Origin of the sequence: Micromonospora sp. NPDC047753, assembly GCF_040642735.1 — a bacterium.
In the GTDB taxonomy this organism is placed as follows: Bacteria; Actinomycetota; Actinomycetes; order Mycobacteriales; family Micromonosporaceae; genus Micromonospora.
This window is the reverse complement of record NZ_JBEYSL010000029.1, coordinates 1-25556: the sequence shown is the minus strand read 5'-3', so window position 1 is coordinate 25556 and position 25556 is coordinate 1. Positions and strand designations below refer to the sequence as shown.

The window sequence follows — 25556 nt, the reverse complement described above, 5'->3', positions numbered from 1 at the left end:
CCATCGAGACGCACGCCATGACCTGGGACAACATGGCCAATGAGCTGTTCTCCATCGCCGAGGACCTCAAGGCGCGGCTGGTCGGCGACCTCGACCGATGGCAGGGCGCCGCCGCCGACGCCTACCGCGACATCCTGACCATCAACATCGACGTCGCCGGGATCTTCGCGGGCACGGCCGCCGGCATGGGTGCCGCGACCCGTGGCGCGGGAACCGTGGTGCAGATAGTGCGGGAGGTCGTGCGGGCCTTCATCGCCGACTGCATCGCCAAGGTCGTGGTGTGGCTGGCCGAGGTGGTCTTCTCTCTCGGCTTCGCCACACCGCTGGTCGCCTCCCAGCTCGCGGTCGCCGTCGTTCGCTGGACCGGCCGCATCTTCGGCTGGCTGATGGGCCTGATCGCCAGCCTCTCCGCCCTTCGCGCACTCCTCGACGTCTAGGCGGCCCTCGATGCGACAACTCATGGCGGCTCTGCGGAGCACCGCCGTCCTGGTGGTCCTGTTCGCTGTGGCGGCTCTCCACAAGCACCCCTCAGGCCCCACCCCACCGCACGGCGGTGGCGGCGATGGCCCCAACCGTCCCAAGTTCAACCCGGGAATGATGCCCAAGCGCGTGGGACCAGCCCAGCAGCATGGCATCAAGCGCGCCGGGGAGGGCCGCCCGAAGGACGCCGACACATCCGAGCCCGAGGTACCCAAGAGGACCAACCCCTGGGACGACCCCGAGTTCGCCGACGCCAGGTACGACATGAAACGCTTCGGTGAGATGGGCGACGGGGCGTTGGACAAGATCTGGAACGGCGACGGGAAGGGCGGTGGCAACCACAAGCCCTCGTCCACCGAGCCCAACAAGACGCTCTTCCCGCCCGGCACCACCGAGGCGCAGGTCGAGGGCTGGTTCAAGAGCATCGCCACCAACCCCGACAGCCGCCCTGAGGCACGTGCCAACGACGACGGCTGGCGCGTCACCGGCACCCGCGACGGCATCACCTTCGTCGTTACCCTGGACAAGGACGGCAGCATCTCCGGCGGCTTCCCGCTCAGCGGCGAGGGCGTCACCACGAACCCGCCGGCCAAGCGGCCGACCTAGCCAACGCACCTACGGGAGACCCATGGAAGTCAACGATTTCTACTGGTACAGCCGCCAGATCACCGACCAGCTCGCACCCAAGATCAGCCCGAATCACCGGCCGTTCGTCCTGACCGCCGCCAGCGCCGGGGCCTGGGACCTGGCGCTCCCGGAGCTCGTCGGCGCCCTGGCGGAGGAGGACGTCGTGATCACCACGGCGGAGAAGGACGCGCTGCGGGAGCTCATGGAGTTCCGCCAGGAGCCTCTGACCTACCTGGAGCGGATCCGGACCTCGGACTGACGGCCGAAGCGTAAATCGGGCCCCTCGAACCCTGTGTCGTGCCGACCAGCGGGCGTCCCAGACCTGGCCCGATCTCGGCGGGCATGTCGATGGCGACTTTCACCGAACGGTAGATTCCGGGATCTCCCGTCGGCGGTCGCTGCGATCGTCCGAAAGGCATTGGCCGGCCAGCGCCGATTCCACATGGTCCCAGCCGGCACCGCCGTCGGGCTCGCCCGCTGGCGTGGCGATACGTCATTGCCGTACGACAGCGGAAAGGCCACCTCCCAAAACTGGGAAGCGGCCTCTGACCTGCGGAACTGAGAGTGGGCGATGCTGGTATCGAACCAGCGACCTCTTCGGTGTGAAACAGGACGCCGCACCGACTCTGACCTGCGGGAACGTGGAGCCGCAGGTAGGGGTGGGTGCAGTTGAGCGCCGTTCGATGCCGTTGGATGCGGTTCAAGGCCGTTCAGGGCACCCTGCTGCTCCCAACCTGCTCCCCCTCCTTGGCTTCAGAACCGAGCCGCTCGGCCGGCGCCCGGCAGTCCACAGCGCGAGGCCACGCCGCGCATCGCTACAACTCGAACCAATCCCCCGCGCGAGCTGGATTACCGGTCCGAACAAACTCCTCGACCACCTACCAGGCGCGATCGAGATCAAGCACGAAGTCGACGGTGAATTCAACCAGGTCGTCCATCACCCAGCACTTCCGCGCGATCGCTACCCCCATCCCGCCCGAGACGAACGCTCCCCTCCCCGCCGGCTGTCCCGGCCATTCCCATCCAGCTCGAGGGCGAACCCGATACTGGTAGCGCCGTGCTCTGGTCTTGCACCGCTCGAACGCGGCAGTAGGCTGCCCGAGGTAGTCAGTTAGAAGTCACGCCACTCGTCGAGCCACTCGTCGGCCAGCTGCGATGGGACTTCAGCTCGGGCAGCCAGTTCCATAAACGCGTCGCAGGCTTCCTCTCGGCGCAGCGTGTCGATGATCTCGTACTTCTGCTCGATGCCGTTAAGCGCCTCAACCAGGGTGCGCATCACCGCTTCAGCCTCGTCCGCACGCCGATCACGGTCCTGCGGAAGCTTGTCAATAGCGCGGACCGCCCTGGCGTATGCCTTGCAGGCGGCGGCTCCGCCTCGCGCGTCGTCGTCGACCCAGTCTCGGAACGGGTTGTTCAGGTTGGCGACCAGCCACGTGTCGTGCTTGGCGCCTTCGATGACCAGGCCCACCCCGGTGCCGCGGTAGCGGGCCTTCAAAGCCGGCACGATCGACCGGCGTAGACCGCTGATGGTCAGCTGCGTCAGCGAGGTCAGGTCCGGCAATGTTCCCGCGTCCAAACCGTATCCGTCGACAAGCTCGAGAACAGCCAGACGAGGCAGACCGGCCAGCGCCGCGGCGTCGATCAGCCGGCCCGGGGGCTTGCGCCAGAAGATCCGGAGGCTCTCCAGCTCCTTGACTTCCCGTACGGCAGCGGCGGAAATAGTGCCGCCACCATCCAGGGCGACCTCTTGAACACCGTGCAGACCGGCGGGAACCGTCGTTTCCGCGTTGGCGTCGGCCAGGGTGAGATGAAGCCACCGGCCGTCGTCCGCCGCGTACACGGCCAGACTCGGGTCCACTGCCGCCAGCTCAAGGCCGTGCAGGCCACGGGGCAGCCGAACCTCGCGAACATCCGCACCGCACAGCGACAGGTGCTGCAGACCGGTGCCGGCCAGATCAACGACCGGCGGGGCGTCCTGCCACGTCAGCGATGAGACAACGGGGCGGTCTGCCAACGCTCGTGCGAGACCTCGGTCCGGGCCGACCCACGACAACGTCGTACAGCGGGGCAACTGATCGAGAGCGGACCACCGCACCGGTCCAGACATAGGAACCCGCACCGAGCCTTCGCCGTTCAAGTCCAGCCGAGACGTGGCCGCACCGAACGTTGCCACCCCGGCACCGAAGTCGACGTCAACCTGACCGCGGGTGGCCGCCGCACGGTAGGCGGACTTCACCACCCCCGGTAGCTCCCGGTCCCAGCGACGCTGCCGGACCACATCGTCGGCAAGTGCCTGCCAGTTCGAGTATGTGTCCGACAACGCCGGAACATCGTCAGGAACGGGCAGGCTTCCGATCCACGCGAACCCCGGCGGCACCGCATACCAGCTGCCAATCGACAAGTGAGCAAGACGCCCGTTATGGGCATGATGATCAAGCGTCAGCGGCTCAACGCCGCGCAGCTCGTCCAGGCTCGGCCGGTCCACCGAATGCCAACGCAGCGCATACGCCGACGTCACATCACCATCGGCACCCGTGACCTGACACGCCCCAAACCCACCGTCCGACAACCTCATCACGGCGACATCGCCAGCACGCACCACTCGGTCAACCACCCGGCGAAGCTACCCGACCAGCACAACGACTCGCTCGCCTGAACCGTGCCGCGGCGCTCGACCGGATGTCCGCCTGTGGCCATGCAGGAGTCGGTAGTCGGGCCGCGACGACCAGGGCCATCAGCTCCAGGCGCGACCGAGGGCCGCGCTGCCCGTCCCTTCGCCCATTTGGCAATGCCGGTTAAGCCCTGCCTCGAGCGTCATGTGCCTGCCAACTACGGCTCAGCGCGACGCACTGTCATCGGCAGTCGCGGACGCAGCGGCTCCTGCTCACGGCCGACGTCTTCCGTGCCTCCGAAGGGGTCACCACAGAGGATGCGCTGGTCACGGCTATCGGGACGCTGGATCAGATGCCGAGCGCTGCCCGCAGCTGGTGAACGCGGTAGACGGCCATGGGGTTGGCGCCCACGTCGTTCCAGGGCCATCGGGTCACCCGGCCCCGCATCAAGGCAAGGTGTGGCCTGGCCGATTTCCGGTCGCCTATGACGCTGAACCAGGCGGCGGCGTAGTTGTGAGCGAGTATCTCGCCGGGCCGCTCGCAGCTTGCCAGGTTCATCCGGGTCGACGCCTGCCGGGCGCGTTCGAGAGCGTCGACGTCCCTCCGCAGGGGCGTGCCGGTGTTGTCGCGGCGCCAGCGTTCGAAATTCGCGATGTGGATAAACGCGTGAGTCGGGGAACCGATGGGATGGCCGTCGGTCCACTCCCGCGCGCACTGTGCCGTGAAGGCGGCGGAATATCCCCAGTGCGGAGTGACAGACATGACTGCTTGATAGTGCCCGCGAAAGTGGTAGGGACTGCGCTTGGCCAGCTCCTCGCAGCGTTCACCGGTACGCTCCGGGCCGATCTCCAGCCCTCGCGCCAGCTGCAGCAGCCACACCCAGGGCGATGCGTCCGCAGGCGCCAGCGCGGCAGACGCCTGCAGCAGCTCCTGGGCACAGTGCAGACCGTGGTGGAAGCTCGACATCTGCTCGCTGCGGGTGTAGCGGGCAAGAGCCCCGCCGCGTAACAGCCAAGCCCGTTCGACTTCCAGCGCGCCCCGCAGCAGGTACGCGGTAGCGTCTGCTCCGAGCGAGGCGATGTACTGCTCGAACTGGGCCGGGACAACGGCCTTCCATCGCCCGATCAAGGTCTGCACGGCAACTTCGACGCGGTCTGACCGATCTTCGTCATCAGATACGCCAGCCTTGATCGCATCCATCAGGCCGGGCCAGTCACCCATGCGGGCCGCGGTACGCACCGCCAGCAACTCAGGTCGGCCGTAAGTGACGTCGAGTGCCATGTCACCTTGCCCCAGATAGATCCACGCCCGGGATCGTGCCACACCGAACGTGGGCCGCCGAAGCGACTACCAGGCTGATTGGGGTAGGTCCGATCGAGGCGGGCGGCGGCCGTTTTTACTTCTTCCGCTAGAGACGACCCTGGTCGGCACGAGCGCGTCGTTGAATATGCCGGTGTGGAGGAGCTTGGAGAAGAGGGGCACCGCGCGAGTGCACTGATCCCGCAGGTACCACGGCCCAGGCCGGGGACTGTCAACGCCGGTTGAAATTTCAACCGGCGTTGACACCCGGCTGGTCGCGAGGGTGGCGATGCCTTCGTCGAGCTGATCGCCCTCGTGGCTGTCGCCGAGTTCCTGCCGGGATGCTCTGACCCGCTCCCGCCCCGTGCCGTACCAGTCGGCCTGGCGGCGCTACGTGTTGCCGGGTCAGCTCCCGAGTTGCTCCAGGTTGCTGCCTGCCTCGGCAAGGTAGAACGCTGCTTCGCCTAACGACCTTCTGGCGTTGACGATCCGGGAAAGGGGTGATTGCGTCCCGCTGTGCTGGCGAGGCAGCTGCTCGCCTTCCAGGCGGTGGACGATCGTCTCGACAGTGCGGGCGGCGCTGTGGAGCAGCCACACTCGCCCGCTGATGGTCGGCGTGGGCATGGGCGCGGCGTTGCGGCCGTCGAGCCAGGTGTGGACGGTTGGTTGGGCGACGCCGAGCTTCGCGGCGGTGGCGCGTTCGGACATGCCGGCGGCGGCTGCGGCAATGGCGGCGGCGCGTGCCTCTTCGTCGGCTTCGGTGATGAGTCGGGCGAGGGGGGCGAGTGCGTCGCGGAGGGCGCGGGCGCGGTCGAGCCGGGTGAGCGCCTCGGCTAGTGCGGTGGTGCTGTCGGTGGTGTTGGTCATGAGGTCTCCGGCCGCTGGGCTGTTGATGCCGATAGCCAGCCTATCGACATACCGCAACTAGCGATAGCCATCCTTTCGCTATATGGCGGTCGGCTCACGACGTCAGGACAGACTTCATGACGGCATGGACCCCGTCCGGACGGCCGTACCTAATGACTGATCGGCGGAAAGGCCCTACATGCAAGGCCATTGCGGGGTGCACCGGCAGAGAAAGATGCCGCTATCGGTTCAGGTTCTACGTGAGGCCGATTAGAGTCGGGGCCGTCCGCGCGGATGGGTTCTATCGGTCCGCGTAGTGAGGGGACGGCCGCCGCCCCCGTACCCAAACGGTCGACGGCCGTCCAACCGGTGCTCCCCATCTGGCCAATGGTCAGGTGGGGAAGCATCCGGCAAGAGCGCTCACAAGGGCCGCCAGCGCACCGAGCACGGCCGCCCAGGCGTAAAGCCTGGCGGTCGTCCGGTCGGGGGCCTGGCCGTCCTGATCAGCTCCCACCACTCACCTCCCTCCATCTGCGACAAAAGCGGCGTGCGCAGTGGTGGGTGGTGCGAGAGAAGACGGTATCGCCTTCCTGCACGCTCTGTTGACTAGACCCCTGAGCGGTGAGTCGGCATCGCACAGGCTGTCTGATATGTAGAAGTCTCGATATAAGCAGGTCAGGGGGTTCAGCTGCGCCCCGGCCTGGACCTGACGGGAGCGTGGGTGCCACACAGCCCTCGTGCGTTTGTGCGGCATCCGGGGTCGATTTCACTGCTGACGGGAATCGACCTCATGGGGCGTGACTCGGGCAGTCCTCGATCGTTGTGACCAGAATTCGTCCCTACGGGATTCCCACAACAAACTCAACTCTGCTAGACGTTGGGTTTGCGGGAGAGCGACCTCGCGGAACAGGACAGAGGGCAAGGTGCGGGTCCTGCGCCGCCTGGTGCCGTCGCCAATCAGCTGTCACCCGTTCTGCTCGCCGTACAGCATCGCGAGGCGATGCGCGGGGGACCGGTCGAGGGCATTGCGGTTGCGGTCGTAGCGGCGGCTGGTGCGCGGGTCGGCGTGACCGAGGAGGTCCTGCACCTCGTGCAGCAGGGCGCCATCGGCGAGAGCGGCGGTGGCGGCGGAGTGGCGCAGGCTGTGCGGGGAGATGCGGCCGGCGGCGGGCAGTCCCGCGTCGTGGGCGAGCCGGCGGACCAGGGCGAAGACGCCCGCCTGGCTGAGTCGTCTGCCGCTGCTAGCGGCGAAGAGCGGGTCGCCGACCTCCTGGCGAGCCCGTTCCTCGTATGGTCATGGTTCTAAGGCCGCGACGCTCATCCTCGCAGCGTGGAGCCTGATGCTCCTCGGGTTCTGCTGGCGCTGGGCGGGCACGTGGTCATCGAGTAAGCGGACCAGGACGGCGGGTACCGGCAGCTCGCGGACCCGGCCGCCCTTGCCCCGAATGACCACGGTGCGGTGCCCGGCGTTGTGCTGCAGGTCGGGGAGATTCAGGGCGGTGGCCTCGGAGACCCGCAGACCGAGGGTGGCCAGCATTGGTCACCAACAGCCGGTCGCGTTCGGCGATGCGCCGCAGCGGAGAGACGTAACCCCGCCACTCGACGGCGGTGTCGGCGGCTCGCAGGAGCGCCCGGACCTCGGCGACGGTCAGCCCGACGGTGGCGGAGTGGTCCCGGTTGACCGGCGCCCGCTGGACCGCGAGCACCGGGTGCGCGTGGCGATGTCGGCATCGATGAGGTAGCGGTACCAGCTGGACAACGCGGCCAGCCGCCGGTTGAGGCTGGCCGCGCTGGGGGCGGGTGTCTGGCGCCGCAGCAGGGCGACGTAGGCGTCGACGTCGGGACGGGTGACCTGCAGTGGATCCCGGTCGAGCGCGGCGAGCCAGGCGAGGTAGTGGCCGAGGTCGCGCAGGTAGGCCCGCCGGGTGGTTGATCTGGACGAGAATCTGCGGCAGGCCGTGCTCACCATGACCTCACATACGGCTGGAGCTGACCGAAGTGATCACGCGCCTCAGGTAAGCCCCACCTGGTGGCTCAGGATGGCGAGGAGCAGACCGGCGAGGACTCCGATGACGAGCATCCAACGCTCACGGCGGATGCTCTGCCGCCTCTCGGCATCCGCTCGATCGGCGGTCTCCTGATCTCGTTTCAACATTACGTCGGTGCCGCTGAGCGCCGTTTCGGTCAGCCGCACAAGACGATCCAGGGTGATTCTGAGGCCCGGGGGCACCCCTTCGGAACGCGCTGCGTCGTCGGTCTCTCGCAGGCTCTCCAGGATGCTGCCGAGTTCCGCTTGCTGGCGCTTCAGCTCCGTCGTCTCCCGGTGGAGGTGGTCCCGTTCCGACAGGTGGGGATCGAGGTTCTCCCGCTCGACCAGGGCGTGGACGGTTGCCCGGAAGGCTCTGCGTCGCGTCGAACGGGCCCAAGACAATACGCCGAAGGATGCCAGCCAACCCACGCCCCACAGCAGCGTAGGCAGGTCGCTGTCCTCGACGGGGAGATACGAATAGCGGTCCGGAAGGATCGTCGTAGCCGTGCTGATCACCCAGCCGTGGAAGGCCACGGACGCGATACTGACCGGCACGGTCGCCAGCACGGCCAGGCGGATCAGCGGCCTGCCGGGATTGCCGCCCTCCTTCCACCACCACGGGTGGGTCGGAACGTCCCCGACGCTCAGCGCGTCATGTATCCGTACCTGCCCCAGAAGACTCCTGTCCTCACGAACGGAGTGCTCCCGTCCGAGATAGGCGTAGGGCAAGGCCCAGTAAACAACCACCGCCAGCACGCCGGTCACGACCGACGCGGCGCGTCCGGAGAGAGTCAGACGCGCCAGCAACAGCAGAATCAGCGAGCAGAACTCGGCCAGGAACGCCACAGCGAAAGGGTCGGTCCAGGAGTCCACGATGACCCGTCCCCGCTCGTCGCGTCGGGTCCTCGATCGGGAGCGGTGATCGTCCGGTGACCACATACCAGACAGCATCTAACACCCGGTCGACCCTCGAGAGAGGTGGCTCTGGCCGAGTTCGGGGGGACATGTGCGGGTTGTCAAGCCGTCCCCGCCCAGGTTGGGCACGCGCAGACCGCTCGGGACAGTCGGCCCGTCCGTCGCAGGAGCGACATCGCACGCACGTGCGCCCTCGGGAGCAACGTCAGACCGAAGAACTTCTACGGCCCGGCACCAGGTTCCCACTCCGGTGGGGAGTACGCGTACTTAGGGAGAGCTGCGTACGCGCGCCCATCCATCGGTTGCCAACGATGTAGAGGATGGTTCGTATGCGAAGGACACTGATGTTGGTGACGGCCGTGATCCTGGGACTGGTGTCGGCGAGCGGGCCGGCGGCGGCGCAGCAGCGGCCACGGGGGGTCCCTGACCGGGCCATGTTGCAGCCGGACGATCTCGGCGGGGCCGTGCCGGGGCCGGTGGAGGACGGGCTGGTGTGGTCGCTGCTACCTCAGCCGTGCGCGGACACGCCGGTGCCGCAGCCGGTCGTGAGCCGCACGCAGGCAGCCGATCTCGGTACCCGATTTCGGATTTACGAGAACGTCGCCAGGTACCGCGGCGATGGGGCACGGGCATACATCAGCGAGCTGAAGGCGCAGCTCGCCCGGTGCGGGGTGGGCGGCGACGAGGAGGGCTTCGACCCGGTCGCCGAGGATCACCTCGGGCCGGACACGGTGCTGTTCCTCGGCACCTACGACGAGGGCGACCGCTACGTCGGCTATGTCGCCGCCGCGGTCGGCCATTACGTGGTGGTGGTCATGATGTCGGACTCGTACCTGGGGGCGGCCGACCTGACCGCGTTGAACGGGCTGACCAGTGCCGCGATGAGCCGAACGGCGGCGTGACGCGGGCAGGCCGGCCATCTTGAGAGGGCCGGCCTGCCCGGCCACGGGCAGCGTGACCGGGCAATGAGGGCGCCCAGACTCGCGAAGCTGCTGTATGGCATCGCCCCATAGGTCGGTGAGGCCAGTCGATGGGTGACCGCAGGACACGGTCGCCGGTGCGATTCGGTGCCACACCGGCTCCGGCAACCTGTCATCGGCTACACGCGGACGCCGCCCTACCGCCTCGATGAGGTGCCAGCGCTGACGCCTTCGAATCGGCCGAAGGGGTCTCCACCCCGAAGCGCATGGTCAGGGCGTTACCCATGGGATCGGAGTCTCAAATGACGGAACCGCGGCCGACCCCAGGAAGCCCCCCACAACGCTTCACATCGACCTACAGCACACCTAAAGGCGTGGGTTAGGCGGCCCGAGACGCCGACCGGCGCCAGCCATCCCAGGAGCAGGACGCCTGACCACGTCGACCTCTACTGGGAGGTCACGCCGCACCGCTCGACCTCCATCACCCCAGGTCAAAGCGCCTCGTCTCCGCCCGGCACCGGTGAGCACTTCGGGCGCGGAGACCACTTCGCCAACATGCACCCAACCTGCTCCCAGCTGCAAGGCCAGGCCAACCAACGGCTCCTTACCGCCTTGACCCGCGCACACTCCCCTACCAGGCGACATAGAGCGCTGTCGACTGCTGCGCAGAACCGCAGAGCACTCCGCGGGAAACTGGAGCCCGCAACCCCTCTGACCTGCGGCAACGTGGAGCCGCAGGTAGGGGTGGGTGCAGTTGAGCGCCGTTCGGTGCCGTTGGATGCAGTTCAAGGCTGTTCAGGGCATCCCGTTGCTCCCAACCTGCTCCCCCTAAACCGGGTGCGCGCCGGGCCGCCGACCGCCGACCGCCGACCGATCGTGAACTGCCGGCCCAGTGCATTGGTTGGCACCAGCGCCGGCTACCGCAGCCACATCGGTCGATCCGGGGAGCACGCTCAGGATCGCCGCGCCTTGTCACCGGCAGGATGGCAGGCGGATCGTGGTGCAACGAGCACGAGTAAAATGCCCGAGTTGGCTGAGGACGCCGGGGGGACGCCATGAGTTGGGATGTTCTTATCTTCGACGCCCCGGCCGACGCCAGGTCGGTTGACCAGCTTCCGCAGGACTTCAATCCGCCGCCGTTGGGAACTGGGCCGGATGTCAGGCGGTGGTTACGTGAAAACCTCCGGGACCTCGACTTCTCGGATCCTGAGTGGGGGCGCTTGGTCGGTCCGACTTGGCACATCGAGCTCAACATCGGGCCGCATGACCCCGTTGATTCGATCATGTTGTACGTGCGTGGAGGCGGCGACGACGTTCTGGCCGCTATCGCGCGGATCGTCGCCTCGGTTGGTGGTCGCGCTCTCGACATTTCGACCGGCGAGTTCCTGACCGACGAGCCCACTCAGACCGCTGGCTGGCACGGCTTCCAGCAGTACCGGGACCAGATTCTGCGCGGCAGCTGACGCCTGCAAGTCCGGCTGGCATTGCGGCCCGGTCAGATGCCCAGGGTTACAACGGCAGTCACGCCTCGTGACGCCCGGATCGCCGCATGCGCGGACACCTCTAGGGCCCGGGTGAACTACGCTTTGAGGCCGGCCTGCCCAACGCGCGGCGCCGGTACCGCGCGTCACTGAGCCCAGGGGTGGCAGCACCGTTCGAGTCGGGCCAGGCTCCGGGGAGCCCGCTCATGATGGGCGGGCTCCCAAACAGAACTCGTCGGGCTCAACCGTGCACCTGCAACTGGGCGAAGCGCGGCAGAAGCGGATGCCTTGGCAACGGCCCCGACCGTCACGGGGTGGCGGCGGGGTGTGCGCGCGTTGTGCGAAGGTCTGCCGGTGATGATGCCTCTCGAGTACGGCGGTCGGCGGTTCCAGATCATGGCCTACCACGACGCTATGCGGCATGACGGCCCCGCGCTTGAGCTGGCGGAACTGATAGACGGCGAGCTAGGTCCGGCTCTCGTGACTGTCACGTTCGCCGACGAAAGCGCCGGTGGGGCCGAGGTCTTGCTGACCAACTCCTGCCTGCCACTCCCGATACTGAGGGCATTCATGGAGGAAGCCGCGCAGGAAGAACACCGTATCGGTGGAGCGGGTCTGCCTGGCCCCGGAGAGACACAGTGATGGAGCGAGCGATGCCAACTCGTGCTGGGCGTTGGGCCGTTCACCGCGCGCCTGCTCTTCGGCACCTCCGTGTGCCATCCGCGCGCAGTCACTCGGGCCGTAGTGAGGATTCCACGCCATCCCGGGCACGGGGCACCGCCAAGGAGTCCCCCCAGAAGGCAACAGCCATCTACTAGCAAATCGCGGCTACTAGATCAGTACGTCCCTCACCGTCTGGCCGAACTGCCGGGCCGGTGGCTGCCGAGCGTTCAGACGGCGAACCCCAGCGAAGTCGCCCAGCACCTCCGCGCAGTCTGCGGGTTGACAGCTCGCTCGCTCCTTCTTTCCGGGGGCGGCCAGTGCGGTGGGTCGCGGTCCGACGAGATCGTGGTCGCATCCAACGCTCCTACCAGCCGTTGACAGAAGAAGAGCATCTGTCGCTAGCCGTGTGCGCCGTGCGCCCGGTGCCGGCCAGACGGTGCCTGGATGAGCTGGGAGGCCAAAGGATGAGAAGCCGTAAGGCTCATCAGGGCCACCTGGCGACGATGGTAATGATGGGTGTGCTGTTCAGCGGATGCGCGAGGCAGGGCCACCCGGAGGCAGCAGACCTAAGACCGCCGGTCACGGGCACCACGGGGGCTGTGGTGCCGTTGGCGCCGGAGATGCTGATCGGCTCCTGGACGCTCGTTGACGTTGCTGACCCCGGCGCAGGCAGGATCCTGCGCCTCGCAGACAGTGAGATGTACTTGATCGGCAGCCGCTGCGGCACCCTGGGCGGATCCTGGCGGGCCAACGATGAAGGTGTCTTCCTCGCCGACATCTGGTCGGCTTCCACGGCCGTCGTCGAGGGCACGCCTGGTTGCGCGAAGGCTAGCCAAGAGACAGCCGGGTGGCTGCGGAGCGTGACCGCCTTCCAGTTCGACGGGGCGGGGTTGCCCGTACTTCTAGACGGACGGGGGCACGCGGTCGCCCGGCTGATCCCCGGGGCGACACCGACCCCCGAGCCCGACAAGGCCGACTCCGTGTTGGAACCGCCGGTGGTCACCGACGAGGCTCGACGGGCCCTGGCGCCAGCCGTCGCACTACCGGCGACGCTCATACCCGCGGACCAGCGCCAGCCGATGGGCCGTTGGACGCCCAAGAGCGGACACAAGGCGGCCTACGTGGAGTTCACGGCAGACGGTGAGTGGCACGGCTCCGACGGCTGCAACGAGCAGAGCGGTCGATGGGTTACCGCTGCCGGCGGCACCCTGCTCGCCACCGCAAGACCAGCCACGCTGGCGTTCTGCGCCGACAGCGCACCGATCGACCAATGGCTCACAACGGCCAGACGAGCCGGTCTCGACGGCAAAGCCCTCGTGCTTCTCAACGCCCACGGCAACGAGACAGGCCGGCTCTCCCCCACGAACTGAACGCCGTCAAGTAACAGCTTCTGACCCATCGGGTTCGGCATTGACACCCGGAAGAACGCCGACGAGGACAGGGACAACCGGCTGTCTTCTCGAATGCCGCGCCTCATTAAGGCATGGCAGGGTGTTGGGTATGAGCTCTGCCGGCGATGGTCCCTATCTGACGTTAAGGATCAGCAACGGCCTGCTCCTCGTGCGGGATGGAGTGGGCATTTGGCTAATCCAGGGCGCTGCCGACGGGTTGGTCTACCCGGCCGCCGACCGGCTGGTCTGGCTGTTGCCACTGCTGGAGCGCACCCCGACCGACGTCAGTGCGGAGTTGGCTGACGTGCCGCTAGCCGACACACCGCTACCCGCCCTCGTGCGGTTCGCGCTCACCGCATGGGGAGAGCACTGGCCGACACTGGCACTCGACTGGTTGGACGCCGGCTGGCCGACCCGGGATCTCCGCGAGGTACTGGCCGACATGAAGGACTCGCGCGAACTCTCCCAGCCGCTTCGCTACCGAGCACTTCGCCTCTGGAGCGCCTCGGCACCTGCCTGACGGCCTGACAAGCCCGAATCCCGGAGCCGCCTCGACCAACGCCGGACCTACACCGCACTGCACGCACAATCCCTCGATGACGTTCGACTTCGGTGCGGCATGATGGGCGTTCATGGGCAACACCGATCCGTACGTGACCATCACGGAACCGACCTTCGTGGCACGGTTCCTTCTCAATCCCCACACGGACACCGACGAGTCTCTAGCCAACGTGGATGCCTTCGTCGATCTTCCTGACGGCTCCAGTTGGGCCCTGACGATCTTCACCGTCGACGAGGTCCGCCGCCTGCTTGCGAGTTGGAAGAAGACCGGCGAAGTCGCGAACGGCAGTTACTTCTGGGGCGTTGACCAGCTGATCGTGCCGGAACCGGGCGTGTCGGCCATGACCATAGCGATCCGAGAACTGGTTCGCAGCGGGGAGATAGAAAGCGTCGGTGTCCGATGCGGGGATCCGGACTGAAGCCGCCCTGGGGCACCCACGAGGGGTGATGGTTCGGAGGGTGCCAGGCACGGGTGGCGGCAGATGTGCGCACCCGATCTTGGGTAGGCCACCGGAAGGAAGACCAGTAGGTTCGGCGCATGCCGGACGACATCGTTCTGCGGCTCGACCGCGCAACGGCCGAGGATCTTTACGCCGCGCTGTACGGGGCCGGAGAACGTCGTCAGTGCAGAGTATCGTGCTGACGCGCCCAGTCCTCGGCTGACGCACGGCTGTCAGCAGGCGGAGAATCTCGCAGGCACCCAGAACACCGGGCGAAAAACGCCCCGCCCTCTTCCCATGCGTGCACCTGCCCAGGCTTCACCCAGTCGGGCGACCAGTCCACGTTGAAGGCGTACAGCAGTCCAGAGGTGACACCTTCCATCAACCGTTCGATCGTGGCGTCGCTGAGACCCAACTCCAACATGCTGTTCGTTACCTGAAGTTCGGTCCTGACGTTGTCCTCCAGCAGAGAGACCACGCGAGCCTCTCGTGCGCTGTCGGCCTCTTTCCCCATGCGTACATCCTGCCGGACGACCGCTCATCGGCCAGTCCGGACGCCGCCTGCCCTTCCTCGCGTGACGCTGCGTAGCGCACGGATCGCGGCTACTTGCGCGCGCGGTGCGGCATGAGAGTGTTCTCGTGAAGCCGTCCCCATGAGAAGGTCGGTTGATGTTACGTGGACGACTACTAACCGAGAGCCTGCGCGTTGGCGTCGACGTGCGCGTACCTTCGCTACGCGTCGTCCGAGTGGGCCGACACGATGTATCAAGTTCAACGTCGGCTGACCAGCCGAGTGTCTGGACTTTTCTGGACTTCGAGGCACCCGACGATGTAGCCGACGAAGTGGCAGCGGCGCTGGCGGGATCCTTGGTTAGCGACCAAGGCTGGTACGCGGACTTCGAGGTGGGCGATGATCACGTCGTCGTCTTTCCCGGTCGGGTGTTCCGATACACCAAAGGTGATCGCGCGGGAAGAGACGCCGCCGTGGAGTACGGCCGGACCGTCGGCGTACCCGGCCATCAACTCGACTGGGGCGAATAAGAGCGTCGCTAAAGTCAGGCCAGGAGGTATCAGGCTGCAAACGGGATTCCGGCGTGCACTGTCATCGGCATGAGCGGACACCGCCCTACCGCCTCCGCGGGGCGCTGACGCTGACGCCTTCGGGTCCGCCGAAGAGGTCACCACAGAGGATGCGCTGCTCACGGCGGCGCAAGTGGGGTCGGTGTATCAGATAACGGGACCAGCTACTGGTCCGGCCGGCAGAAGTGCCGACCGGACATCGATGAACAGCAGAGCTGACACCGTGACGATCAGCGACCCGTGACCGGGGGCCATGAGCAATGCTGCAAGCAGCAAGCCCTGACCACTTCGGTATCCACTGGGAGGTCACGACGCACCGATCGACCGCATCACTGCAGGTCAAAGCCCTCGTCTCTGTTCGACGTCGGTGAGCACTTCGGGCGCGGTGACCTCTTCGCCAACCTGCACCCAATCTGCTCCCAGTTGCAGGGCCGGGCCAACCATCGACTCCTTACCGCCTTGACCTGCGCACATTCACCCACCAGGGAACATAGTAGGTCGCCGATTGCCGCGTAGAACCGGAGAGCGCTCCGCGGGAAACAGGACGCCGCACCCACTCTGACCTGTGCAAACGCATAGCCGCAGGCAGAGGTGGGTGCAGTTGAGTGCCGCTCGATGCCGTTGGACGCAGTTCAAGGCCGTTCAGGGCACCCCGCTGCTCCCAACCTGCTCCCCCAAACCGGGCTCGCACCAGACCGCCGACCGATCGTGAGCTGCCGGCCCAGTGCTTTGGTTGGCGCCAGCGCTGACTCCAGCAGCCGCATCGGTCGATCGCGCAGCACGCTCACGATCGCCGCGCCTTGTCAGCGACGATCAGTCCGTCTCGCCGGCGCTGCCGAGGTGGAGCGGCAGGACTACGGCGGTCGTCACGGCCAGGTCGCGGTCGAGAACCTCATCCCGCGGGACGAACACCACCGCGCGGCCCTCGCCGACCACCACACCCTGTTGCCGAGCATCGGTCCGGCCGCGGAAAACGTGAACAGTCAGCGTATGCGGGAAGCCGCCTCGTACGGCCATGGGCCACTCCACAATGCACGCAACTCACTCGTCGTCAGGCCCGTCTCCCTGAATAACTCTCGGTGCGCCGCCTGTTCGGGCGTTTCGCCCAGCTCGACATGGCCACCCGGCAGGCTCCACTGGTTCGGAGACACCAAGCCTTGATCATCGCGATGCTGCAGGAGTACCGCCTCCGAGGAATCGACGAGGAGCACCAGCGCAGCGTCATAGGTGGCCATGGCGAGATCGTCCCAGGCCCGCTGCCACCCATCGGTGCAGCAAACCCACCCGGTGCCGGCTAGCTGCTGCTAGAACCGAGCGAGTCGCCAGGGCGGCCCCGCGATCTTCGGCGGTTTGGTCAGCGTGGGGATGATCGCGTGGCAACATCGGCTCGGGCTACGGCGTCTGGGTCATGCTGATGCGAAAAATCCGACCCAAGGAGCCTCGTAGCTCCACAAAGCTGGTTTCCCCGCCCCTGGTAGCGGCAATATTGAGCCGTGAAGCGGCACTCGGAGAAGCTTGACGAAACGCATCCAGAGGTGGCCGCTTGGTGGCATCCAACGGCCAACGGCGATCTCAAGCCCAACATGGTTACTGCCGGTTCCCAGAAGACGGTCACATGGCTATGCGCCAAGGAACACACCTGGGATGCCAAGATCCAAAACCGTACCCGTGGCATCGGCTGTCCGTACTGTAACGGCCGGCGTACGATCCCTGGCGAGAACGACCTTGTGACGCTACACCCGGAGCTTGCTGCCGAGTGGCATCCGAACCGGAACGCTCCAAGGACACCAGGTGAATTCATGCCTGGCTCTGACTTCAAGGCTTGGTGGCTCGGATCATGCGGGCATCAGTGGCAGGCCACTGTGACGAACCGGCGCAGAGGAACTGGGTGCCCGACTTGCACCCGGCCGCGCGGTCCTCGGGCCGGCAAGATCCAGCCAGACCAGTACCCCCAGCTTCACACAGAGTGGGACAGCGGCGAGAACGTTGGTAGACGTCTGACCGACTACGGTGTCGGTTCCAAATACCAGGCGGCATGGATCTGCCCACAGGGGCACAGGTATCGCATGCGCATCCACCACCGGACGAAGCCAAGCGGTGGCGTTGCCGCTGGTTGTCCATACTGCTTTGGTCGATACCCGACGATCGGAGTCAGCGATCTGGCCTATATTGCGCCCGAGGTTGCGAACACCTGGCATCCGACCAAGAACGGCGCCCTTCAGCCCGAGCGCGTCCATGCGGCGGCGAACGCATGGTGTTGGTGGCAGTGCAAGCGCGGTCACGAGTGGAGCGCCCAGGTATACCAACGAACGGTCTTTGGGACCGACTGCCCAACGTGCTACGGCAGATTGGTAGAGGCCGGCTTCAACGACCTCGCGACGCTGAGGCCGGACATCGCGGCAGAGTGGCACCCAACCAAAAATGGCGCCTTGAAGCCATCTGAGGTGGCTGTTTCGCCTGCGACGGAGGTGTGGTGGCTTGCCGCCTGCGGGCACGAATGGTGCGGTCCAATTGCTCGGCGGACCAGCGGACGGCAAAACGGCTGTCCGAAGTGCGTGCTCATCCAGACCTCCAAGATCGAGCACGAATTTTTCACGGAGCTAGACGGCAACGTGCTGACCGATGCCCAGCACGGCGCCCAAGTGCTGGCACCATGGGGTAGGCGTCGGTTCGCCAAGGTCGACATCCTCGGTACTTACCGAGGACGAGGGGTTGTTGTCGAGTACGACGGCTCGTATTGGCATGCAGAAAAACTTGACGCCGATACCGAGAAGACCGCCGCCCTGCTCACCGCCGAGTACGTGGTAATCCGAGTCCGCGAGCAGAGTCGCGACGGCACAGGCCTTCCTCCTCTTCCGCTGGCACACAGACGTCTCGCTCAGTTCAACCATCGATGGGGGCAGGCAGGTGAGCTCGAACGGGTCGTGGGCAAGATCAGCGACTGGCTCACCGCTCAGTTCGCTTAACGTCTGCCTGTTACACCGTGCACGTCCCACAATCAGCAGCCACGTTACTGGCAGCTTCCTGCAATCCATGGTGCAACATCCACAACCGCCGCTGTTCGCTCTAGGGAGCGCGGCGGCCAGACGTGCAGAGCCCGTAGCTGCCCGCTCGTCAGCGGCGGCGACTACCGCCGCTCCGCGCAGGTTCCTGCGTGGCCGCTGTGCCAGGTCGCTGGCCCCGACGAGAAGGCCAAGAAGCACGGTGGTGGCGTGCTGTGTGGCGCTGGCAGGATCTTCGCCAGCCGCTCTACCGCCTCTGCCGGGGTCAGCGCTGACGCCTTCGGTATCCATCAGGACGCTACACCGACTCTGACCTGCGGCAACGTGGAGCAGCAGGCAGGGGTGGGTGCAGTCGAGCGGCGTTCGGTGCCGTTGGACGCAGTTCAGGGCCGTTCAGGGCGGGCCGCTGCTCCCACCCTGCTCCCACGAACCCAGCCCCCGACCGCTCGTGAGCTCGGGCCCAGTGCCTTGTTTGGCACCAGCGCCGGCTCCCGCAGCCGCATCGGTCGATCTGGGGGAGCACGCTCACGGTCGAGGCTCCGAGGGCGAGACAGCCCCGAGCGGGACAGCAGCTACGACGACCGAAGCCGGAACCACGATCGGCAGAGACCGTACGCCGGGCCTGTTCAGGAACAGGCGTCCCAAGCGAGTCGGGTCAGATAGTCAGCGTCCAGCTGACCGACCTCCTCGGACGCGCGTTCGAATAACGGCAGTACGGCGGTGCACCCTGTCGGCACTTTCAGTTACGATGTCGGGTGATCAAACCGAAGGACCCCGGGCGCCTCGCGCACGGGCGACGGCATCCGGGGTCAACTCCTTGATGTGGTGTCAGGACGATACCCCGAACTCGCGCCTTGGCGGCAGCTTCTTCGCCAAGGTGTGATCCTTTGCCTGCCCAGCTCCTGAGCCTGTGGTCCTTTCGAAACGATGGAGGGCAATTGAAGCTCGTCAAGGCCCAGGTGACCTACTACCGCTCGATCGCAGACTCCGAGGAGTTCCGGGTCGAAGATGACGTCACCTGCCTGGTCGGCAAGAACGAGTCCGGCAAGACCAACGCTCTGCAGGCTCTGTTCCGGCTCAAGCCGATCGAGAACAAGGCGTTCGACAAGGTCGTCGACTTCCCCGCGAACATGGGCCGCAAGCGCCGGGAACTGGGCGAGGCAGCCGTTCCGGTCATCGCGGCGACGTTCCGCTACGACGACCACGAGATCAAGATGATCGAGGAGGACCTCGGCCGCGGGGCCCTGGCCAGTCGCGAGTTCACGCGCACCGTCGGCTACGGGGCCCGCTACTTCAGCCACACGGTCAACGAGGCGGCGATCGTCAACCACCTGCGTTCCGGATTCGACCTTCCCGCCTCCGTCGCCGGCGACATCGCCAAGGCCAAGACCGTGGCCCAACTACTCGCCGCGATCGACGCGCTCGACGAGCCGACCGCCGGCGCGACTGCCACCGCAGACCGCATCCGCAGCTGGCGTGATCAAAGGGTCCAGCTCTACCTAATCGACGAGTATGCGGAACCCTACATGCCGCACTTCGTCTACTTCGGTGACTACGACATCATGCCCGGCAAGGTGTCCATCCCCGACCTCATGGCCCGTCAGAAGGACGGCACCCTGGAGCGCGGCGAGAAGGCGCTGATCAGCCTGCTCGACATGGCCGGCGTCAGCCTGGACGAGTTCAGCGTCACGGACAACCACGAGCGGCTAATCCGCGAGCTGGAGAACACCAGCAACGCCATCACCGAAGAGGTCTTCGAGTACTGGTCGCAGAACACCGACCTGGAAGTCGACCTCAAGGTGCTGCAAGCCGAAGCGGGCGCCCGCGCCCCACTGAACGTCGGCCCGATCCTGCAGGTCCGCGTCCGCAACCGGCGGCACGGCGTCACGGTCCCGTTCGACGACCGCTCGCGCGGCTTCGTGTGGTTCTTCAGCTTCCTGGCCTACTTCAACAAGGTCGAGGAGAACACCAAGGGCGATCTCATCCTGCTGCTCGACGAGCCAGGCCTGTCCCTGCACGGCCGCGCCCAGGAAGACCTGCTCAAGCTCATCGACGAGCGGCTCGCGACCAAGCACCAGGTCATCTACACCACGCACTCGCCGTTCATGGTCTCGCCCAAGCACTTCGAGCGGGTCCGCACCGTCTTCGACCACATCGACGGCGGCACGAAGGTCTCCGAGGAGATATTCCGGGCCGACACCGACACGGCGTTCCCGCTGCTGGCCGCCATGGGCATCGAAATGACCCAGACGCTGTTCGTCGCCGATGACACCCTGCTCGTCGAGGGCCCCAGCGACATGATCTACCTGGAGATCCTCGGCGATGCCGCCGAGTCCACCGGCAGGACCGGACTGGACCCTCGCTGGGTCGTCACTCCGATCGGCGGCTCCGGCAAGCTGTCCACGTTCGCCACACTGCTTGGCGCCAACAAGATCAACGTCGCCGTGCTGGTCGACTCCAGCACCAAGGACGTCCAGGCCGTCCAGCAGCTGCGCGCCAACGACCAGATGGCCCGCAACGGCCTGGTCGAGATTAAGGAGTTCACCGGCGCCGCCGACGCCGACATCGAAGACCTATTCCCGCGCGAGTTCTACCTCGAACTCGTCAACCGCGCCTACGTCAACGAGCTCACCACGCCGATCAACCCGGGTGACCTCAATGCGAAGGACCCACGGATCGTCCGCCAGATCGAGGCCCACTTCAAGAAGAACAAAGTCGCCGGCGGCAAGTTCAACCACTACAAGCCCGCCCGCACCTACCTGCGAGAACAGGCGTCCCTGCCCGACCTCGACGCCACCACCCTCGACCTGATCGAGAAGCTGTTCCAGCGGCTCAACAGCCTGATCCGCAAGACTAAGAAGTAGGCACCCCAAGCCGGCGCCGGGTGCGCAGTCGGCGCCTGGCGCGCCTGAAGCTCAGTCCTCGTGGTCATGCGCGTCCAGGTCGGCGCCTAACTCACCTACCTCGACACCGTCTCCGCCGACACCAGTCCCAATCGAGGCGGGCCCATCTGCCAGTTCGGAGCTGGCCCCTGCTTGTTCGGCGTGCTCGCGGCGCCCTTGGACACGAGACACAGATGGCCCCGGCAGAGCCCTCCCCTTGGCAAGCGTTGCAATCAGTGGAGGGATCTCGATCGGCAACAGCGAAGGCATCGCAGCCACCTGTGCCCGTATTTCCTCGTCCACCTGTAGGTATGCCTCTAGCTCGCTGAGGAACGTCGAGCCGCCCTGTCCGCGCGTCTGTGGGATGTAGAAGCGGATCAGATCTTCGCAACCAGCGTGGAACCCGAGCCCGCTGGTAATAGCGGGCAGCATTGACGGGCCCGTCGAGGCGCTGAGGTAAATGACAGTGAGGCCCGTGCTGCTGTGTTCCCTGATGCGTTGCGGACCGGACACCACGATCCCGAGGGTTACGAGGTCGACACCCGCACCACTGGGGCTCTGGTGGCTGCTGAATTGGTCCAGGGTCTTGTCGAGGGTTGGCACGAGCTCCACGAAGGAGAGGGGGACAACGGCTCCCTTCTGCCGGGAGACGGGCAAGAGATCCGACTCGAAGAGAGCCTGCAACCTCGCCCGGCCCGCCTGAGACTCAAAGTCGCTCGCGGCCCAGAGCTCAGCAACTCGCGTGCGTAGTGCCTGCAACTCGCTGGCCCGGGCTGGCCCGAGCAGCAGCATCCAGTGCTGCGACCATCGTCGCCCTCCCGGTAGCTCACGGTAGGCCTTGACAGCCGCAGTGAGGACAAACATGTCCAACGCTTCTCGCAGTCCCTGCTCGCCGCCTTCCACCGTGCGGAAGTGGGCTGGTCCTAGCCCGCTCGGCCGGGCAGCCGCGGCGTTGATCTCGGGCAATCCGAAGTAGCCCTCTGGACGGGGAAGCGACACAACGAAGTCTCGGGGGAAATGCGCGGAAGCCTCTGCGGCGAGGAACGCGGAGGCCATCGGTGTGGTGGCAAACCCGACGTACTGGGCGCGGGGCAGGATGCCCATCAGCTCCTCCAGCGCCGACCCGAGCGCGTTCTGCTTGGAGGTCGATGTGGAGTCGGCGTCGGCGTCGATGATGAGCGCCGGGATCTCGTGCAGTGGGGTGCGCGCCTTCTGCAGGTCGTTGACTAGTCGCCTGATGATTGTCAAGTTCTTTTTCACGACTAGGAGGCGGGTCGCCGCGTGGTCCAGGTTCCTGCCGTCGTTGAACGGTGTGTCCGGCACGGTCTTCTCGAACTGAAGGGTCTCGAGGCGGGCAGCCAGGGCCTTGTAGTCAAAGTTTGTGTCGGTGAGGCGATGGATCTCGCCAGTGCCGAACGGTGTCAGTAGGCTCTCGTCCAGTCGGGCCTGGAGTTGGGTGCGGATTGATTCGAGCGGAGCACTCAGTACAACAATGAGCCGGTATCCGGCGTCGACCGCCTTGGCGACAACAGCCGTCATATCTGAGGTCTTACCGGCCTGTGGATAGCCGAGGACCATACCTGTGCGTTGGGTAGGAAGACCAGCTCGGGGATCGGCCAGTTTCCTGACAACAGCGTCGGAGGACTTGTCAAGACGGGCAACCTGCGAAGGTGTCCACGCTCTGCGGTCTAGCAGTAGCTGTCGGTAGGTGTCCCAGTGGATGGTGCGGACCGGTGTCGCCGGTTCGTGCCAGCGGGTCGGTTCTGGGCCAGCTACGGAGGCTGTCCGGTCGGTCAAGCTGTTGTCGGGCAGGACGCGCTCAAGCGTTAGCTCTGAGATTTTGCTGTGTGCCTGCACCAGCAGGAATTTTGTTTCGCTGAGCTCTGCCTGCGCCTGCTGCAGCTGCTCGATCAGCTGACTCCAGCTCTGCGCTTGGGCATCATCGATACGGCTTGATCCCGAGCGAAGGACGTCTAGGGCCATGCCAGTTTGCAGGAGGCTCCGCTGAGCTTGGACCAGTTCTTCCCTGGCGAGATCCCGCTGCTGCTGCGCGGCGCGCGCCTCAACCTGAGCCTCGCGGATCTTCCGCTTCAACTGCTTGGTGTGTCCCCATGTACCCGGCTGCGCGTCTTGCGCCCTGCGCTGAAGCTTCCAGAGTCGCTGCGGATCCGGCCCGGTCAAACTGCCGGGGCGTCGGTCCACTTGGTAGATCAGGTCGGCTATGAACTCGTCAGACGGAAGGCTCTGGCCGCTGAGGTATCGGGTGACCGAGCTAGGACTCAACGCCTGCTGCCGAGCGTAAGCCCGAACGGACACCTCGAGAAGCCCGAACCAAAGCCGAAGCTCAACGACCAACTCCCGCCTGATGGCGGAGATGTCCGTTGAAACCGCCCGCAAACTGCTATGACCGCCGCGCACGTATTAGTAATACCGGTGAGCCAGCCCGATGCGCACCCGTTGCGCTTGATTTCGCAACGCGTTGCGCTCGACGCATCACCGGGTTCCTCGCCCATGCTGGAAGCTGCCCAGCCATTCGTGATTGGAAGGACCTGCTGGATGGCCCTGAACGACAGACCTTCGCCCGTCTCCACCTCGAGCTACCCCACCCAGAGCCACCCCATCCCTCGACTGATCGGACGGACCATCGCTCTGGGACTGGTCAAGGGGATGGCCACCGCGGTGGGCGGCGTCATCGTGTCGTCGATTGCGTGGTGGTTCGGCCACCGTTGAAGGCGCCCCGGCGAAGACCGCCGATCACCTGACTAGCCAAATAGAAGCTAGACCTTCAACTCTGCTGAGTGGACCTCTTCGGATCTGCCGAAGAGGTCTCCCAGTAAAAAGGCCTGGCCAGAAGGCTTCTGGTGGGATTTGAGTCTCAGCTTCCGGGATGCATACCGACAGCAGCACGGGCGACCCAGAGCGGCACGCCGATGGCACCGACACTCTTCAAGGGGCGCCTGAGGGCTCCACGCCGACAGCCGGGACCGGCCAGGTGGGGAGCAGCGAAGGTTGACCTCTTCGATCTTCTCGGGGAGGTAACGCCGGACCTCTCATCTGTATCACCGCGGGTCAGGGCCCTCAGCTCTGCGCAGCGCCGGTGAGTTCGGGTCCCGTGACCTTTCACCAGCCGACGTCTCGCGCTACCCGCGCAGCTCCTCGATGGTTCATGGTGCGTGAGGGCATCTATGGAGTTGTCCAGGGCATGCATCATGACCGGTGTATTCCGCGCTCGTCTGTGCCATCGGGCCCGCGGCGGGGCGCCTCCTGCTAGCAGGAGAGCACTTCCACCCGCCTCCCAGGCCCACGCGTCGCCGGCAGATCGGGGCGGATGCCGGGTGCGTTCACCGTCGCTGGCACACGATTGCCGTGCAATGGCTACGCCAGGCGACGCCAGCCGTTTAGCTCAGGAGCGGCGTGATCGGGAAAGCGGTGTGAGACCGCGACGGCTCGACAGGAGGGCGACGTCTTTCGGGCTCTCGATGCGTTGGAGGCTGCGCAGGACGGCGTGCTGGGTCTCCGGCGTCCAGAAGATTCGTAGGTCCTCGCGTGCCCGGGTGACCGCCGTGTAGAAGATGTTGTGCGTGATGTCGTCCTCGTTGGCGTCCGTAATGACAATCTTGACAGAGTCGTACTCGAGGCCCTGCGCCTTGTGGATCGAGACGGCGTACGCGACCTGGAACGGGACGGCAGTGTTGAGCGAGTCGTCGTCCGCATCGCTGGTGTCGTGGTCGTAGACGCAGAAACGCACGGTCGACCCTTCCACCCATTCCAGATCACCGACGACGTCGAACTCGCTGAGCGGACGGTCGAGCTCGACGTCGAACTGGATCTGCCCGGGCGCCAACGCGATGTCGACGATCCGCCCCTTCAGGTTGTTGTAGATCACCGGCCGGAACCGCTCGGCCTCGTTGAACAGGACCGAGTCGCCGACCTTGTAGGTGGCGTCGCGCCAGGTGATCGCCGGGTTCGGGTTGCTGCTCTGCAGAAAACGGTTGATGTTGTTGATGCCGTACAAGCCGTCGTAGTTCAAGCAGAGGATAATCTCGTCATCGCGCTGGGCCTTGAACAGTGACGTGTCGAGCACGGTGGAGTAGCCGTTACGGGCGATGGTCTCGGCGATGTCGTCGCCGAGGTTGCGGACCTTGCCCCAGAAGTCGAGCAGCGACGTGTTCGTCGTCCGGAACGGGGTGGTCAGCTCGAACGTCGAGGAGCCGGGGATGAACGAGCGGATGATGCTGAACCAGTTACCGAACTGGATCGACTCGATCTGGTAGACGTCGCCGACGAGTACGAGCAGCTTGAACGACGTCTGCTCCAGCACCTTGAGC

The 25556-nt window shown here is 65.9% G+C and carries 22 protein-coding genes and 2 pseudogenes; 12 read left to right on the top strand and 12 right to left on the bottom strand.

The annotated features are described in order from the left end of the window. The 3 genes and pseudogenes from ABZ749_RS04690 to ABZ749_RS04680 all read left to right on the top strand — a co-directional run. A pseudogene (locus ABZ749_RS04690) lies at positions 1–437 on the top strand (hypothetical protein); the annotation flags it as partial. Between the two features lie 10 nt (positions 438–447). Continuing rightward, on the top strand, positions 448–1086 hold the full coding sequence (locus ABZ749_RS04685; RefSeq protein WP_357222708.1) for an EndoU domain-containing protein: 639 nt from the start codon (positions 448–450) through the stop codon (positions 1084–1086). A gap of 22 nt (positions 1087–1108) precedes the next feature. Continuing rightward, complete coding sequence (locus ABZ749_RS04680; protein ID WP_357222706.1) at positions 1109–1366, top strand: hypothetical protein; 258 nt, start codon at positions 1109–1111, stop codon at positions 1364–1366. 852 nt (positions 1367–2218) lie between these two features. Here the strand turns inward: ABZ749_RS04680 and ABZ749_RS04675 are convergent. The 7 genes and pseudogenes from ABZ749_RS04675 to ABZ749_RS04645 form a co-directional block, all read right to left on the bottom strand. Continuing rightward, positions 2219–3721, bottom strand: a complete 1503-nt coding sequence (locus ABZ749_RS04675; RefSeq protein WP_357222704.1) for a hypothetical protein — start codon at positions 3719–3721, stop codon at positions 2219–2221. A gap of 346 nt (positions 3722–4067) precedes the next feature. Further along, a complete protein-coding gene (locus ABZ749_RS04670) occupies positions 4068–5000 on the bottom strand; it encodes a hypothetical protein (RefSeq protein ID WP_357222702.1) in 933 nt (310 codons plus the stop codon). Between the two features lie 423 nt (positions 5001–5423). Next, positions 5424–5885, bottom strand: coding sequence for a helix-turn-helix domain-containing protein (locus tag ABZ749_RS04665; protein ID WP_357222700.1), 462 nt, complete (start codon positions 5883–5885; stop codon positions 5424–5426). A 943-nt stretch (positions 5886–6828) separates the two neighbouring features. Further along, a pseudogene (locus ABZ749_RS04660) lies at positions 6829–7128 on the bottom strand (tyrosine-type recombinase/integrase); the annotation flags it as partial. Positions 7129–7158: 30 nt separating this feature from the next. Further along, positions 7159–7401, bottom strand: coding sequence for a hypothetical protein (locus ABZ749_RS04655; protein WP_357222698.1), 243 nt, complete (start codon positions 7399–7401; stop codon positions 7159–7161). Between the two features lie 111 nt (positions 7402–7512). Beyond that, positions 7513–7833: a site-specific integrase gene (locus tag ABZ749_RS04650; protein ID WP_357222696.1), complete on the bottom strand. Its 321-nt coding sequence runs from the start codon at positions 7831–7833 to the stop codon at positions 7513–7515. A gap of 42 nt (positions 7834–7875) precedes the next feature. Next, complete coding sequence (locus ABZ749_RS04645) at positions 7876–8739, bottom strand: hypothetical protein (RefSeq protein ID WP_357222694.1); 864 nt, start codon at positions 8737–8739, stop codon at positions 7876–7878. A gap of 419 nt (positions 8740–9158) precedes the next feature. On the opposite strand from ABZ749_RS04645, the gene ABZ749_RS04640 reads away from it, so the two are divergent. The 6 genes from ABZ749_RS04640 to ABZ749_RS04615 all read left to right on the top strand — a co-directional run bounded on the left by ABZ749_RS04640 (position 9159) and on the right by ABZ749_RS04615 (position 14243). Continuing rightward, a complete protein-coding gene (locus tag ABZ749_RS04640) occupies positions 9159–9710 on the top strand; it encodes a hypothetical protein (protein ID WP_357222692.1) in 552 nt (183 codons plus the stop codon). A 1073-nt stretch (positions 9711–10783) separates the two neighbouring features. Continuing rightward, a complete protein-coding gene (locus ABZ749_RS04635) occupies positions 10784–11191 on the top strand; it encodes a hypothetical protein (RefSeq protein WP_357222690.1) in 408 nt (135 codons plus the stop codon). Between the two features lie 372 nt (positions 11192–11563). Beyond that, on the top strand, positions 11564–11851 hold the full coding sequence (locus ABZ749_RS04630; protein ID WP_357222688.1) for a hypothetical protein: 288 nt from the start codon (positions 11564–11566) through the stop codon (positions 11849–11851). A gap of 533 nt (positions 11852–12384) precedes the next feature. After that, a complete protein-coding gene (locus ABZ749_RS04625; protein ID WP_357222686.1) occupies positions 12385–13242 on the top strand; it encodes an META domain-containing protein in 858 nt (285 codons plus the stop codon). Between the two features lie 202 nt (positions 13243–13444). Then, positions 13445–13783: a hypothetical protein gene (locus ABZ749_RS04620; RefSeq protein WP_357222684.1), complete on the top strand. Its 339-nt coding sequence runs from the start codon at positions 13445–13447 to the stop codon at positions 13781–13783. Positions 13784–13895: 112 nt separating this feature from the next. Further along, a complete protein-coding gene (locus ABZ749_RS04615; RefSeq protein WP_141910237.1) occupies positions 13896–14243 on the top strand; it encodes a hypothetical protein in 348 nt (115 codons plus the stop codon). 202 nt (positions 14244–14445) lie between these two features. On the opposite strand, the gene ABZ749_RS04610 is transcribed toward ABZ749_RS04615, so the two are convergent. The 3 genes from ABZ749_RS04610 to ABZ749_RS04600 form a co-directional block, all read right to left on the bottom strand. After that, positions 14446–14778 (bottom strand): hypothetical protein, encoded by a 333-nt coding sequence (locus tag ABZ749_RS04610; protein WP_357222681.1) that lies wholly within the window; start codon positions 14776–14778, stop codon positions 14446–14448. Positions 14779–16157: 1379 nt separating this feature from the next. After that, the gene (locus ABZ749_RS04605; protein WP_357222679.1) at positions 16158–16361 is read right to left on the bottom strand and encodes a hypothetical protein; all 204 of its coding nucleotides are present in this window, start codon (positions 16359–16361) and stop codon (positions 16158–16160) included. After that, on the bottom strand, positions 16328–16579 hold the full coding sequence (locus tag ABZ749_RS04600; RefSeq protein WP_357222678.1) for an NUDIX domain-containing protein: 252 nt from the start codon (positions 16577–16579) through the stop codon (positions 16328–16330). The genes ABZ749_RS04605 and ABZ749_RS04600 overlap by 34 nt, the downstream gene beginning before the upstream one ends. Before the next feature lie 258 nt (positions 16580–16837). Here ABZ749_RS04600 and ABZ749_RS04595 point away from each other — a divergent pair, with 258 nt between their 5' ends. Further along, positions 16838–18310, top strand: a complete 1473-nt coding sequence (locus ABZ749_RS04595; protein ID WP_357222676.1) for a zinc-ribbon domain-containing protein — start codon at positions 16838–16840, stop codon at positions 18308–18310. Between the two features lie 974 nt (positions 18311–19284). Then, positions 19285–21210 carry an AAA family ATPase gene (locus tag ABZ749_RS04590; protein ID WP_357222674.1) on the top strand — a complete coding sequence of 642 codons (1926 nt, stop codon included), beginning with the start codon at positions 19285–19287 and terminating at the stop codon, positions 21208–21210. A 51-nt stretch (positions 21211–21261) separates the two neighbouring features. Here the strand turns inward: ABZ749_RS04590 and ABZ749_RS04585 are convergent, their stop codons facing one another. Beyond that, a complete protein-coding gene (locus ABZ749_RS04585; protein ID WP_357222672.1) occupies positions 21262–23322 on the bottom strand; it encodes a hypothetical protein in 2061 nt (686 codons plus the stop codon). Positions 23323–23784: 462 nt separating this feature from the next. Here ABZ749_RS04585 and ABZ749_RS04580 point away from each other — a divergent pair, with 462 nt between their 5' ends. After that, positions 23785–23958, top strand: a complete 174-nt coding sequence (locus tag ABZ749_RS04580; RefSeq protein WP_279520422.1) for a hypothetical protein — start codon at positions 23785–23787, stop codon at positions 23956–23958. Positions 23959–24631: 673 nt separating this feature from the next. Here the strand turns inward: ABZ749_RS04580 and ABZ749_RS04575 are convergent. Further along, the coding region (locus ABZ749_RS04575) for an ATP-dependent RecD-like DNA helicase (protein WP_357222670.1) at positions 24632–25556 on the bottom strand (925 nt) is incomplete at its 5' end.

Coding starts and splice junctions, on each gene's coding strand:
- ABZ749_RS04655 (WP_357222698.1), bottom strand. CDS start 7,401: ATGCTGGCCACCCTCGGTCTGCGGGTCTCCGAGGCCACCGCCCTGAAT.
- ABZ749_RS04580 (WP_279520422.1), top strand. CDS start 23,785: ATGGCCCTGAACGACAGACCTTCGCCCGTCTCCACCTCGAGCTACCCC.
- ABZ749_RS04600 (WP_357222678.1), bottom strand. CDS start 16,579: ATGGCCACCTATGACGCTGCGCTGGTGCTCCTCGTCGATTCCTCGGAG.
- ABZ749_RS04610 (WP_357222681.1), bottom strand. CDS start 14,778: ATGGGGAAAGAGGCCGACAGCGCACGAGAGGCTCGCGTGGTCTCTCTG.
- ABZ749_RS04615 (WP_141910237.1), top strand. CDS start 13,896: ATGGGCAACACCGATCCGTACGTGACCATCACGGAACCGACCTTCGTG.
- ABZ749_RS04680 (WP_357222706.1), top strand. CDS start 1,109: ATGGAAGTCAACGATTTCTACTGGTACAGCCGCCAGATCACCGACCAG.
- ABZ749_RS04625 (WP_357222686.1), top strand. CDS start 12,385: ATGGGTGTGCTGTTCAGCGGATGCGCGAGGCAGGGCCACCCGGAGGCA.
- ABZ749_RS04685 (WP_357222708.1), top strand. CDS start 448: ATGCGACAACTCATGGCGGCTCTGCGGAGCACCGCCGTCCTGGTGGTC.
- ABZ749_RS04650 (WP_357222696.1), bottom strand. CDS start 7,833: ATGGTGAGCACGGCCTGCCGCAGATTCTCGTCCAGATCAACCACCCGG.
- ABZ749_RS04665 (WP_357222700.1), bottom strand. CDS start 5,885: ATGACCAACACCACCGACAGCACCACCGCACTAGCCGAGGCGCTCACC.
- ABZ749_RS04670 (WP_357222702.1), bottom strand. CDS start 5,000: ATGGCACTCGACGTCACTTACGGCCGACCTGAGTTGCTGGCGGTGCGT.
- ABZ749_RS04635 (WP_357222690.1), top strand. CDS start 10,784: ATGAGTTGGGATGTTCTTATCTTCGACGCCCCGGCCGACGCCAGGTCG.
- ABZ749_RS04605 (WP_357222679.1), bottom strand. CDS start 16,361: ATGGCCGTACGAGGCGGCTTCCCGCATACGCTGACTGTTCACGTTTTC.